This window comes from Burkholderia sp. AU39826, assembly GCF_020419965.1.
Taxonomy (GTDB): domain Bacteria; phylum Pseudomonadota; class Gammaproteobacteria; order Burkholderiales; family Burkholderiaceae; genus Burkholderia; species Burkholderia semiarida.
On record NZ_JAIZQG010000003.1, the window covers coordinates 141,442 to 153,701 of the forward strand.

Here is a 12,260-nt window from a genome sequence, read left to right on the forward strand (position 1 = left end):
GACCGTCGCCGCGCCGCGCCGGTATACTTGGCTACTTTGCCCTAGCCAGCCGCTCCCCACCGCCACATGGTGACATCTCTCATCGTCCGACTCGTTGCGTGGTCGGTGCGCCGCCCCGTCTGGGTCGTCGTCCTGTCGCTCGTCATCGCCGCCTTCAGCGGCGTCTACGTCGCGCAGCATTTCAAGATCAACACCGACATCAGCAAGCTCGTCGATGCGGAACCGCAATGGGCCGCGCTCAGCCAGGCCGTCGACAAGGCGTTCCCGCAACGCAACGGCACGATCCTCGCGGTCGTCGAGGCGCCCGCGCCGGAGTTCGCGACCGCCGCCGCGCATGCGCTGGCCGAAGCGCTGCAGAAGGATGCCGCCGCCGGCCGCATCGGCCCGGTCGCGGAACCGGGCGGCGGGCCGTTCTTCGAGCACAACGGGCTGCTGTTCCTGTCGCCGCAGGAAGTCTCCGATACGACCGCCCAGCTCGCGAGCGCGCGCCCGCTCGTCAACGAACTCGCGAAGAACCCGAGCCTCACGGGGCTCGCCACCACGCTGTCCACCACGCTCGGCCAGCCGCTCCTGACCGGCCAGGTGAAGCTGCCCGCGATGGCGAAGCTGCTCGCGCGCAGCGCCGCGACGGTCGACGACGTGCTGGCCGGCAAGCCGGCCGCGTTCTCGTGGCGCGCGCTGGTCGACAACGATGCCGCGCGGCAGCCCGCGCGCGCGTTCGTCACCGTGCAGCCGGTGGTCAACTACGGCGCGCTGAAGGCCGGCGCGGCAACGAGCCAGGTGATCCGCGACGCGGCCCGGTCGCTCGATCTCGACAAGCGCTACGGCGCGGCCGTGCGCCTGACCGGCGAACAGCCGCTCGCCGACGACGAATTCGCGTCGGTCGAAGACGGCGCCGCGCTCAACGGCGTGCTCACGCTGCTCGCCGTACTCGTGATCCTGTGGCTCGCGCTGCGCTCGAAGCGGATGATCGGCTCGGTGCTCGTCACGCTGTTCGTCGGCCTCGTCGTGACGGCCGCGCTCGGCCTCGCGATGGTTGGCTCGCTGAACATGATCTCGGTCGCGTTCATGGTGCTGTTCGTCGGCCTCGGCGTCGATTTCTCGATCCAGTACGGCGTGAAGTACCGCGAGGAACGCTTCCGCGATCAACGCATCGATCACGCGCTGATCGGCGCCGCGCACTCGATGGGCATGCCGCTCGCGCTGGCCACCACAGCGGTCGCGGCGAGCTTCTTCTCGTTCATTCCCACGGCCTATCGCGGCGTGTCCGAGCTCGGCCTGATCGCGGGCGTCGGGATGTTCGTCGCGCTGCTGACCACGCTCACGCTGCTGCCCGCGCTGCTGCGCCTGTTCGCGCCGCCGGGCGAATCGAAGACACCGGGCTTCCCGTGGCTCGCGCCGGTCGACGATTATCTCGATCGCCATCGCAAGCCGATCCTGATCGGCACGCTGGCGGTCGTGATCGGCGCGCTGCCGCTGCTCGCGTTCCTGCATTTCGACTTCAACCCGCTGCACCTGAAGGATCCGAACAGCGAATCGATGGCGACGCTGCTCGCGCTGAAGGATTCGCCGGAAGCCGCCGTCAACGACGTCACGCTGCTCGCACCGTCGCTTGCCGAAGCCGACGCGGCCGCGAAGCGCCTCGACGCGCTGCCCGAAGTGGGCCGCACGACCACGCTGTCGACCTTCATCCCCGCCGACCAGCCGGCCAAGCGCGCGGCGATCGCCGCGGCCGCAAGCGAGCTGCTGCCCGCACTGACGCAGCCGGCCGCGCCGCCCGCGACCGACGCGCAGCGCGTGGCCGCGCTCAAGCGCGTGTCGGACCTGTTGAGCTATGCGGCCGAAGATCACCCGGGCCCGGGCGCGGCCGCCGCGCAGCACCTGTCCGCGTCGCTCGCGAAGCTCGCAGCCGCCGACAGCGCGACGCGCGACCGTGCCGAACGCGCGTTCTCCGATACGCTGCGCATCGCGCTGAACCAGCTCGCCGCGCTGCTGCAGCCGGAGGACATCACGCGCGAATCGCTGCCGCCGCAGGTCGTGCGCGACTGGGTCGCGCCGGACGGCCATGCGCTCGTGCAGATCTCGCCGAAGGTGCCGAAGGGCGTCGACCCGAACGACGACACGATGCTGCGCCGTTTCGCGAAGGCCGTGAAGGCCGCGGAGCCGGGCGCGACCGGCGGGCCGATCTCGATCCTGCATTCGGCCGACACGATCATCAACGCGTTCCTGCATGCGGCGCTGTGGTCGATCATCTCGATCACGATCCTGCTGTGGGTCACGCTGCGCCGCTTCGGCGACGTGCTGCGCACGCTGGTGCCACTGCTCGTGTCGGGCATCGTGACACTCGAGATGTGCGTCGTGCTCGGCATGTCGCTGAACTTCGCGAACATCATCGCGCTGCCGCTGATGCTCGGCGTCGGCGTCGCGTTCAAGGTGTATTTCGTGATGGCGTGGCGCGCGGGGCAGACGGGGCTGCTGCATTCGAGCCTCACGCACGCCGTGCTGTTCAGCGCCGCGACGACGGCGACCGCCTTCGGCAGCCTGTGGCTGTCGCATCATCCGGGCACGTCGAGCATGGGCAAGCTGCTCGCGCTGGCCCTGACCTGCACGCTGATCGGTGCCGTGGTGTTCCAGCCCGTCCTGATGGGCAAACCGCGCGTCAAGCGCGCCAAGAACCAATCGCAAGGAATCAATGAATAAGGTGCGAATCATTGCGGCGACCGTCGCCGCCAGCGCGATGCTGACCGGCTGCGCGACGGGACCGAACCGCAATCCCAACGACCCGCTCGAGCCGATGAACCGGGCGATGTACAAGTTCAACGACACGGTCGACACGAACATCGCCCAGCCGATCGCGAAGGGTTACCAGAAAGTCACGCCGACGCCGGTGCGCACCGCGATCAGCAACTTCTTCTCGAACCTCGGCGATCTCGGCAACATGGCGAACAACCTGCTGCAGTTGCGCATCACCGATGCGACGCAGGATCTGATGCGCGTGGCGATGAACTCGCTGTTCGGCGTCGCCGGCCTGATCGACATCGCGACGCCGGCCGGGCTGCCGAAGCATCACCAGGATTTCGGGCTGACGATGGCGCGCTGGGGCATGCCGTCCGGCCCGTACCTCGTGCTGCCGGTGTTCGGGCCGAGCACGATCCGCGACGGCGTCGGCCGCGCGGTGGACGTGCGCTTCAACCTGCTGAACTACATCGAGCCGGCCGCGCGCAATCCGATGTACATCGCACAGTTCATCAGCGCGCGCTCGGACCTGCTCGGCGCGACCGACCTGCTGAAGCAGGCCGCGCTCGATCCGTATTCGTTCGTGCGCGACGCGTACCTGCAGCAGCGCAAGTCGCTCACGTATCGCGGCCAGTCGGCATCGGCCGCGGCGCCGAACTACAACGAGCCGGGCGAAGCGGGCGCCGTGCCGGCCGCGACGCCGGGCGTGCCGGGGCTGCCGAACTACGAGGATCCGGGCGATGCGGGCGGCACATCGGGCGCCACGCCGAACAACGCGCCGGCGGCACCTGGATTGCCGCAGTACGACGATCCGGGCGCGGACAGTGCGATGCCGGCGAGTACGTCTGCTGCGGCACCGGCGGCGGCATCGTCGGGCGCCACCACGGCGCCGGCCGCCAACGGCGCGCCGATCGCGCCGGCGATGCCGACGCTGCCCGCGAGCGCTCCGGCCGCGCAGTAACGCCGCAACGGCGGCCGCGCACAAACGAAGAGCGCTGCATGATGCAGCGCTCTTTTTTTTCACACCGGGCCTGGCAACCTAGCATTCCCCAACGTCGCCCAGCCCATAAGTACAAGCAAACGGGTCGTACCATTTATTGTTTTTATAAAAAAGCGTTACTGCATCGCCTCTCGTGAAGATAAATGTAGCAACGCCACTTGAAGATAGATCCCACTTCCCCGAACTGCCGTCATCGAATTTCAAAGTTCCCGCCGCATAACACGAAGAATACCGTTCGTGAGAAAACATATATCCCTCGACCGGATATGCCCTCGTGAAGAAATTCCTGATCTGCTTGACCGTGGGTCGAAATCTCTTACAGACCTCCAACGCATCAGCCTCTCTGCTCTTCCCGGATTCGAGAATCTCGATATCCCTCACCCCTCTCGCCTGCGACGAGGAACAGAACAAGAAAATACACACAAGAAAAAAATACCTACACATCAATCCCATTTTGCAGTTCCCGCTTCAGTTTCCCTCTTGTACGACACCTCAGGATGCCTGTATATCTCGGAAAAAGATATTCCCAATGTTTCGCAAAGCTCCTTTACGAGCCACCTCAATGAATCATTTTGCCTGTCATTTACCACTTCGTATATTTTCGTTTCTCTATCCATTCGACCGACGATTTCTATCCCAATAGAGTCCGCATTTCCCGGATACCTATCCGGAAAACCCTTCCCATACTCCACCCCCGATAATTTTGCATATTTCCCTGCCATGCCAGACACCCTTTTAAATTCGGATGGACTACACTTTCTTTCCATAAGACACCGAGATTTGAGCAACCCGACATGGTTGGTTCTCTTGTACACTGAAGCGGTTTGATATATGGTTCCACTCTTGTCTATCAGGAAGTGCGCTCCATTTGCCCCACTTACTGCATAGCTATTAAACGTACTATCAGCCGTGGTCCCGTCAGTTTGGTGAACAACGATTCCATTGACCTTAGCCATCGCGCTTCGCTCAATTGTCGAAAAAATCCTGACCTCGATGCGCTCCGCATCGACATGGCCTTGTTTTGAAATAAACAGCATTGCGCCCCCTTTCGTTAAATAGTCATGTTGGCCTTGATGTCGTAGCCCATGCTCACCGTTCCGCCATTTCCTCCCCGCGAGTTCTGAACCAGATATTCCTGTCTCACTTGGGAGAAGGATAGTCGAACCTCCTCGCGCGGAATTCTCATATTGGTGGTGCTAACCTGACTAACCTTGGTAACAAGTACGTCCTCCATCGTGACCCTGAGGTATTCGAGCGGCGTACCGCCAGCTTTGCGCATAACCAGCACCGCACGCTCAATATGCCTTCCTGTCAGGCAGCACTGGATAAGATTCGGTGTGGCACGGTCGATGTAGTGCTCGAAAGTCAGGTCGTCGACGATACTTCTGCCTGCTCCGCCACCACTTCCCATATGCATATTGGATTGCTGACTCACCGACCAATCCCACGTCAGCACTTCAATTTCATTCGAGTGATCTGCATCGAGCGATTCGCCCGCTATGTCCGTCAGCTTCAAGAAAATGTCCTGCGCCATTCGCCTCTCTCGCTCGGTAAATAAGAAAACCAAATCAACTCGAACGATGAAAGATGGGGCCCGACGCGTCAATCAGACAAAATCGAAAAGCAGGATCCAATTGCGTCGACGCACAGCCCACCGGAATGAGTCCGTGGGCACGCGCTTATACCGGGATGAACCTGGAGCAAAGGAAGCTCACCGGGGTATTGACTGCCGATGAGCGACGGGATATCGGATGGTTGAGCGCCGACGGGTTACACAATGGCAAATAGTGCCCACCATACCGACGCACAAGCGCGAACACACTCTGCGTACGATGCCCGCGCGATTCCCGTTCGAGATTCGGGAATCTCATACGGATGGCTGTTCCGGAGACACCCACTCCGCTGCGGCTGCCATGCCGGTGCAGGCGCGCGCCGACTTCATGCGCTCGCGGCTGCGGCGCGGCAACGACAGTGCGTCGGTTCCGCGCGATCGAATGGGGAAGAAAGAAGTGAAACGCGGCGAACGCCGCTCAGACGATCCGCATCGCGCCTGCCCGCTCGAACGCGTGGCGCGCCTGGATCAGCGTCGTGCGCGCCGCACGCGCGTCGCTGGCGACCTGCAGCAAGGGGCCGAGCTGCGACGGCTGCTTCAGCAGTTCGCGCAGGATCGGCAGGATCGCCGTGCTGCCGTCGTCGCGCAGGCCGGCCGTCGCCGCACGCGGCAGCGTGCGCCACGCCGGATCGACGATCGCGCGGCACACCGCGAACGGCACGCCGCGCGCGGCCGCGAACGCGGCGGCGATGTGCGACTCCATGTCGACGGCCAGTGCACCCTTCGCATGATGCAGCGACGCCTTGTCCTGTTCGCTGACGACCGGCGCACCGACGGCCGCGATCGTGCCGCGCGTGACGCGCGCCCACACCGGCGTGTCGTGCAGCGCGGCGACGAGCCGCGTGCTCCAGCCCGCATCGGTCTCCACGCGGCCGAACGGCCCGTCGATCGCGTTCGCGATCACGAGCGCGCCGGGCGTCAGGTCGGGCGCGAGCCCGCCCGCCGTGCCGAAGCTCACGATGCCCGCGCAACCGCGCGCGGTCGCTTCGGTCAGCGCGCGCTCGAGCCGGTCGGCCCGCGCGGCGAACACGGCCTCGACGCCTTCACCGCGCGCGATGCGCGCCTCGAACGCCATCCCGGTAACCGCGATGACGGACAACGTGCCATTGTGCTGCGTCGTCGGCACGCGTTACATCCCGACCGTCACGCGCGTCGCATTGGCGCGCTTCAGGTTGCGGTAGCGCGCGAGCGCCCACAGCGGGAAGAACTTGCGATAGCCGTGGTAGCGCAGGTAGAACACGCGCGGGAAGCCCGTCGCCGTGAAGCGCGTCTCGTCCCACAGGCCCTCTTCGTTCTGCTGAGCGACCAGGTAGTCGACGCCGCGCGCAACGGCCGGGTTGTTCACTTCGCCGGCCGCCATCAGGCCGAGCAGCGCCCAGGCCGTCTGCGACGCCGTGCTCGGCGCCTGCTCGTAGCCGCGGTAGTTCAGCTTGTAGCTGTCGCCGTCCTCGCCCCAGCCGCCATCCTTGTTCTGGATCGACAGCAGCCACTGCGCCCCGCGCTTCATGCGCGGATCGTCCGGCGTCAGGCCGGCCGCGTTCAGCGAGCACAGGGCCGTCCACGTGCCGTACACGTAGTTCATCCCCCAGCGGCCGTACCAGCTGCCGTCCGGCTCCTGCTCCTTGAGCATGTAGTCGAGCGCACGGCGCGCCGGCTCGCTGTTCAGCGGCGTCTCGCCGAGCTGCGACAGCATCGACAGGCAGCGGCCCGACACGTCGGCAGTCGGCGGATCGAGCAGCGCGCCGTGATCGGAGAACGGAATGTTGTTCAGGTAGTACTGCGTGTTTTCCGGTTCGAACGCGCCCCAGCCGCCGTCGCTGCTTTGCATGCCGACGACCCATTCGCGCGCACGCGCCATCGATTCGCGATACGTGTCCGACTGCGTGAGCTTCTGCGCGCGATCCATCGCCATCACGACCACGGCCGTATCGTCGACGTCCGGGTAGTGCGCGTTCGCGTACTGGAACGCCCAGCCGCCGGGCCGCACGTTCGGGCGGCGCGAGATCCAGTCGCCGCGCACGTCGAGGATCTGCAGCGGGCGCAGCCATTCGAGGCCGCGCAGCACGGCTGCCTGCGCACGCGCGTCGCCGGTCTCGAGCAACGCATGCGCGACGAGCGACGTATCCCATACGGGCGACAGGCACGGCTGGCAATACGCTTCGTCGTCGTGCACGACGAGCAGCTTCTCGACCGACTTGCGCGCGAGCGCGCGGTTCGGATGATCTTCCGCGTAACCGAGCACGTCGTACATCATCACCGCGTTGGCCATCGCCGGATAGATCGCGCCGAGGCCGTCCTCGCCGTTCAGGCGCTCGTCGACGAACGACACGGCCTGACGGATCGCGCGTTCGCGCGTATAGCTCGGGAACAGGCCGTCGACCGCGCGCAACGCATGGTCGACCACGCGGAAGAACGCGAACCAGCCCGGGCTCTGGTGGCCCTGGCGCGGCAGCAGCCCGGCGTTGACGGGCGGGTCGATGAACAGCTCGTCGATGCGCACGCCGCGCGGGTTCTTCGCGAGCGGACGCTTCGCGTTCAGCACGAGCAGCGGCACGATCACGGTGCGCGCCCAGTACGACACCTTCGACAGGTGGAACGGGAACCACTGCGGCAGCAGCATGATCTCGACCGGCATCATCGGCACCGCGCGCCACGGGATCGCACCGTACAGCGCGAGCTGGATGCGCGTGAACACGTTCGACATCTCGGCGCCGCCCATCGCATGGATCGCGCGGCGCGCGCGCTGCATGTGCTCGGCATTCTCGTCGTCGCCGATCACCTTCAGCGCGAAATACGCCTTCACGCTCGCGCTGATGTTCGGCGCGCCGTCGGTGAACAGCGGCCAGCCGCCGTCGGCCTGCTGGATGCGGCGCAGATACTTGCCGATCTTCTGTTCGAGCTCGAGGTTCGGCGTCTCGCCCAGATAGTGGACGAGCAGCACGTATTCGGCGGGAATCGTCGAATCCGCTTCGAGTTCGTAGACCCAGTGTCCGTCCGGTTGCTGCGCCGCGAGCAGCGCGTCGGTCGCACGCGCGACAGCCGCGTCGACGCCGGCCGGCACGGCGCCGGCGGACAGGGTAGCCATTTCGGTGAGATCGTTCATCGGTCCCTCTGTTTATTGCGTCTGGAGCACGTCCGCGGCCAGCTGGCCGGAACGGATCGCGCCCTCGATCGTGGCGGGCAAGCCGGTGGCAATCCAGTCGCCCGCGAGTACAAGATTGGTCCAGCGCGTACGCACGGCCGGACGTTTCATTTCCTGCGACGGCACCGCCGCAAAGCCCGCGCGCGGCTCGACGACGAGCTGCCACGCGGGAATGGCTTGCGGGTTCGCGCCGGTCACGCGCGCGACGTCTTCCCAGATGCGCCGCGCGAGCGTGTCGCGCGGCATGTCGAGCCAGCGCCCCGCATCGCGGATCGTCGCCACGAGCTGGCCGTCGCCGGTACGCACCGCGTCGACGACGCCGTTGACGACGGTCGTCTGCAACGGATTGCCGGCCGACGATTCGACCGCGAAATACGCGGTCACGACCGCGCTGAACGTGTCGGGCGCGGTGAGTTCGGGCACGAGCGGCTGCGCGACCTCGGGCGGCACGGCCAGCACGACCGCGTCGCCCGGCGCGAGATCGATGCGCTCGCCGCCGACCGACACCGCGTCGACCGCATTGCCGTGCGCGCCGAATTCGAACGCATCGAGCCGCGAATTCAGGCGGATCTGCGCGCCGCCGTACTGCAGCATCCGCAGCGCCGGTTCGACGAACGCGCTGCCGAGCCCGCGGCGCGCGACGAGCGGACGGCAGCCGGGGCCGCCCGCGGCGAACGTGCCGCACAGCGCGGCGCGCGCGAGCTCGGCGCTCGCGTGGCGCGGCTCGATATTCAGCACCGCGAGGAAAAACGGTCGCAGCCAGCGATCCCACAGCACGCCGTCGCATCGCATCGTCTGCGCAAGCGAGCGGCCCGTGCGGGCGAACGCGAGCGGAGCCAGCGCGAGGTAGTCGAGCGGCGTCGTGCCCGGCGCGCGCGACGCGGCATCGAACAGCCACGACGGCCAAGGGCCGTTGCCGAAGCGTAGCGTCCAGCGCTGCTGCGACGCGATGTCCATGACCGGGAATTCCGCCAGTGCGGGCCCCGCGAGCTGATCGGCCGCGCCGATCGCGCGCAGGTAGCGCTGCGTCGCGGGCTGCCCCGCGAAAACCGTGTGCAGCCCGCTGTCGAGCGTCGTGTTCAGCGTCCCGTCGAACCACGAGCGGCAGCGGCCGCCCGCGTGCGCATGCGCGTCGTGCAGCACGATGCGCCGCCCGCGACGTTGCAGCTCGACCGCGGCCGACAGGCCCGCGAGTCCTGCGCCGATCACGTGGACGGTTCTGGGCATCGCGTCGGTCGACTCAGAACAGCGCGTAGCGCGCGGCGATCATCAGCATGCGCGCCTTCGGCTTGCGCAGCGGTGCGCGTGGCGCGGCAAAGCCGCGTGCGATCGCGGCGTCGAGAATGCAGCGATACGCGCCCGACATGATGCGCGGCGCCTTCACCTGCGCGCGCGGACAGGTGTCCATCACCGCGTCGGCCTCGCGGAAGTGCTCGAGCGCGCGCTCGACGAGCGTTGCACACACGCGCGGCAACGCCGGATCGCGCACGATCGTCGCCGGATCGGTGATCGCGATGCCTTCGCGCGCGAGCAGCTCGCGCGGCAGGTAGCAGCGGTTGATCGCCGCGTCGTCGTCGATGTCGCGCAGGATGTTCGTCAGTTGCAGCGCACGGCCGAGGTGGTGCGACAGCGTGATCCCTTCGGCTTCCGGCATCCCGAAAATCCTCACCGACAGCCGGCCGGCCGCGCTCGCCACGCGATCGCAGAAGAGGTCGAGCGTCGGCTCGTCGGGCGCGCAGATGTCTTCCACCGCGTCCATCGCCATCCCGTCGATCATCGCGTGGAAATCGGCGCGCTGCAGGTTGAACGCGCGGATCTCGCGATCGAGCGCGGCCAGGTGGCGCGGCGGGCGGCCGGCGAAGCATGCGTCGATGTCCGCGCGCCAGCGATCGAGGCCCGCGTTGCGCTCGGCGCGCGGCAGGTCGCTGTCGGCGATATCGTCGACCGCGCGGCAAAACGCGTAGACCTGGAACATCGCATCGCGCTGCGCGGCCGGCAGGATGCGCATCGCCAGATAGAAAGAACTGCCCGATGTGACGGCAGCGGCGTCGGTTTCTTGTTCGTCCACGACGGAATGGGAAACGGCCAAGACGAGCTCCACGGAGACACCCACGCGGGGCGATTGAAGAAGCCATGCCCGGCTGGGATGGTCAGGGCGTCGAATGCGAGCGAGATATGCGAACGATCGACGCAGACAGGCACAAATTACCGGCCGGAAGCCGGAATTGGCCGAAAGTATAGCAATCTTTGAAGGTCGATGGCGGACACGCGCCGGGTCTGGCGGGGTGTCGAGCGCCGCCGCCAGGGCGGTGCGGCCGGCCTTCGCGAAGGGATGCCGCGCGGCGCGTCAGCCGTAGACGATGTCGCGCTGCAGGTCGAGCGCGATGAGCCCCATTTCACGCGTGAGCTGCAGCATCGACCGGCGCTCGAGGCGCGAGCCCATGAAGCTCGTCACGCGGCCGTCGGGCTCGGCGGTGAACTGGAACACCGCGCCGCCCGTGCCGAACCACGCGCCGGGCACGTCGGGCGATTCCTGCCAGTCGATCTGCTCGAACACGCGTGCGATGCCCGCGCGCACGAGTTCACCTGGGCCGATCGGCGGCGCGATGTCGCCCAGGTCGTCGAGCGAATAGGGGCCGGGTTTGTCCGGCTTCCGATAGAAGAGGTAGTCGACGTTCATGGGGTGCAATCGCAGGCAAACCGACAAATTAGCGCGCTTCGGCGCAAATTCAAATCAGATCAGGACGAAATGTGGCCTGTACGAGACAAATGGCCTGTATCGCGACGGCCGGTGCGAACCAGCGCTGGCTCGGGCCCGGCGTTCATGCCGGGCGGCGCGCGGCTTCGTCTAAGATGAACACCTTTCTCGAAAAAACACGGACACCATGGAGACGAACGACACCGCCACCCCGCAGTCCGATCATCCCGTTTTCGTGCTCGTGCACGGCGCATGGCATGGCGCGTGGTGCTATGCCCACGTGGCGGCCGCGCTCGCCGCGCGCGGCTACCAGTCGATCGCGCGCGACCTGCCCGCGCACGGCATCCATGCACGCTTTCCCGCGTCGTATCTCGCGCGGCCGCTCGACAAGGACGCGTTCGGCGCCGAGCCGTCGCCGGTCGCGAACACGACGCTCGACGACTACGCGACGCAGGTGATGCAGGCCGTCGACGACGCGTACGCGCTCGGCCGCGGCAAGGTCGTGCTGGTCGGGCACAGCATGGGCGGCCTCGCGATCACGGCGGCCGCCGAACGCGCGCCGGAGAAGATCGCGAAGATCGTCTATCTCGCCGCCTTCATGCCCGCGTCGGGCGTGCCGGGCCTCGACTACGTGCGCGCCCCGGAAAACAACGGCGAGCTGCTCGGCCCGCTGATGCTCGCGAGCCCGCGCGTGGCCGGCGCGCTGCGCATCGATCCGCACAGCGGCGATGCCGCGTATCGCGAATTGATGAAGCGCGCGCTGTACGAAGACGTGCCGCAGGCCGACTTCGATGCGGTCGCGAACCTGATGAGTTGCGACGTGCCGGCGGCGCCGTTCGCGACCGCGATCCCGACGACTGCCACACGCTGGGGCGCGATCGACCGTCACTACGTCAAGTGCCTCGCCGATCGCGTGATCCTGCCCGCGCTGCAGCAGCGCTTCATCGACGAAGCCGACGCGTTCGCGCCCGGCAACCCGACCCACGTGCACCAGCTCGACAGCAGCCACTCGCCGTTCGTGTCGCAGCCGGCCGTGCTGGCCGGCGTGCTCGCCGACATCGCGAAAAGCTGA

Annotated in this window: 10 protein-coding genes; 3 read left to right on the top strand and 7 right to left on the bottom strand. The window is 66.7% G+C overall.

Annotated elements, in window-relative coordinates; genetic code table 11:
- The first annotated feature begins 66 nt into the window (after positions 1-66).
- On the top strand, positions 67-2,700 hold the full coding sequence (locus LGM42_RS09665) for an MMPL family transporter (protein WP_226232097.1): 2,634 nt from the start codon (positions 67-69) through the stop codon (positions 2,698-2,700).
- Positions 2,693-3,697 carry a VacJ family lipoprotein gene (locus tag LGM42_RS09670; RefSeq protein WP_060317685.1) on the top strand — a complete coding sequence of 335 codons (1,005 nt, stop codon included), beginning with the start codon at positions 2,693-2,695 and terminating at the stop codon, positions 3,695-3,697. The genes LGM42_RS09665 and LGM42_RS09670 overlap by 8 nt, the downstream gene beginning before the upstream one ends.
- Positions 3,698-4,179: 482 nt before the next feature.
- On the opposite strand, the gene LGM42_RS09675 is transcribed toward LGM42_RS09670, so the two are convergent.
- The 7 genes from LGM42_RS09675 to LGM42_RS09705 form a co-directional block, all read right to left on the bottom strand.
- Positions 4,180-4,773 carry an N-acetylmuramoyl-L-alanine amidase gene (locus LGM42_RS09675; RefSeq protein ID WP_226232098.1) on the bottom strand — a complete coding sequence of 198 codons (594 nt, stop codon included), beginning with the start codon at positions 4,771-4,773 and terminating at the stop codon, positions 4,180-4,182.
- 14 nt (positions 4,774-4,787) lie between these two features.
- Positions 4,788-5,270: an Hcp family type VI secretion system effector gene (locus LGM42_RS09680; protein ID WP_226232099.1), complete on the bottom strand. Its 483-nt coding sequence runs from the start codon at positions 5,268-5,270 to the stop codon at positions 4,788-4,790.
- Between the two features lie 496 nt (positions 5,271-5,766).
- Complete coding sequence (locus LGM42_RS09685; protein WP_059581508.1) at positions 5,767-6,423, bottom strand: phosphorylase; 657 nt, start codon at positions 6,421-6,423, stop codon at positions 5,767-5,769.
- Positions 6,424-6,477: 54 nt separating this feature from the next.
- Entirely contained in the window at positions 6,478-8,451 is a 1,974-nt protein-coding gene (gene shc / locus LGM42_RS09690) for a squalene--hopene cyclase (protein WP_060317681.1), read from the bottom strand.
- A 12-nt stretch (positions 8,452-8,463) separates the two neighbouring features.
- On the bottom strand, positions 8,464-9,717 hold the full coding sequence (gene hpnE / locus LGM42_RS09695) for a hydroxysqualene dehydroxylase HpnE (protein ID WP_226232101.1): 1,254 nt from the start codon (positions 9,715-9,717) through the stop codon (positions 8,464-8,466).
- 13 nt (positions 9,718-9,730) lie between these two features.
- Positions 9,731-10,579 (bottom strand): presqualene diphosphate synthase HpnD, encoded by an 849-nt coding sequence (gene hpnD, locus LGM42_RS09700; RefSeq protein WP_226232102.1) that lies wholly within the window; start codon positions 10,577-10,579, stop codon positions 9,731-9,733.
- 258 nt (positions 10,580-10,837) lie between these two features.
- Positions 10,838-11,170, bottom strand: a complete 333-nt coding sequence (locus LGM42_RS09705) for a hypothetical protein (RefSeq protein ID WP_059581495.1) — start codon at positions 11,168-11,170, stop codon at positions 10,838-10,840.
- Positions 11,171-11,375: 205 nt separating this feature from the next.
- Between LGM42_RS09705 and LGM42_RS09710 the strand changes: the two genes are divergently transcribed.
- The gene (locus LGM42_RS09710; RefSeq protein ID WP_226232103.1) at positions 11,376-12,260 is read left to right on the top strand and encodes an alpha/beta fold hydrolase; all 885 of its coding nucleotides are present in this window, start codon (positions 11,376-11,378) and stop codon (positions 12,258-12,260) included.

Coding starts and splice junctions, on each gene's coding strand:
- LGM42_RS09665 (WP_226232097.1), top strand. CDS start 67: ATGGTGACATCTCTCATCGTCCGACTCGTTGCGTGGTCGGTGCGCCGC.
- LGM42_RS09670 (WP_060317685.1), top strand. CDS start 2,693: ATGAATAAGGTGCGAATCATTGCGGCGACCGTCGCCGCCAGCGCGATG.
- LGM42_RS09675 (WP_226232098.1), bottom strand. CDS start 4,773: ATGCTGTTTATTTCAAAACAAGGCCATGTCGATGCGGAGCGCATCGAG.
- LGM42_RS09680 (WP_226232099.1), bottom strand. CDS start 5,270: ATGGCGCAGGACATTTTCTTGAAGCTGACGGACATAGCGGGCGAATCG.
- LGM42_RS09685 (WP_059581508.1), bottom strand. CDS start 6,423: ATGGCGTTCGAGGCGCGCATCGCGCGCGGTGAAGGCGTCGAGGCCGTG.
- shc (WP_060317681.1), bottom strand. CDS start 8,451: ATGAACGATCTCACCGAAATGGCTACCCTGTCCGCCGGCGCCGTGCCG.
- hpnE (WP_226232101.1), bottom strand. CDS start 9,717: ATGCCCAGAACCGTCCACGTGATCGGCGCAGGACTCGCGGGCCTGTCG.
- LGM42_RS09705 (WP_059581495.1), bottom strand. CDS start 11,170: ATGAACGTCGACTACCTCTTCTATCGGAAGCCGGACAAACCCGGCCCC.
- LGM42_RS09710 (WP_226232103.1), top strand. CDS start 11,376: ATGGAGACGAACGACACCGCCACCCCGCAGTCCGATCATCCCGTTTTC.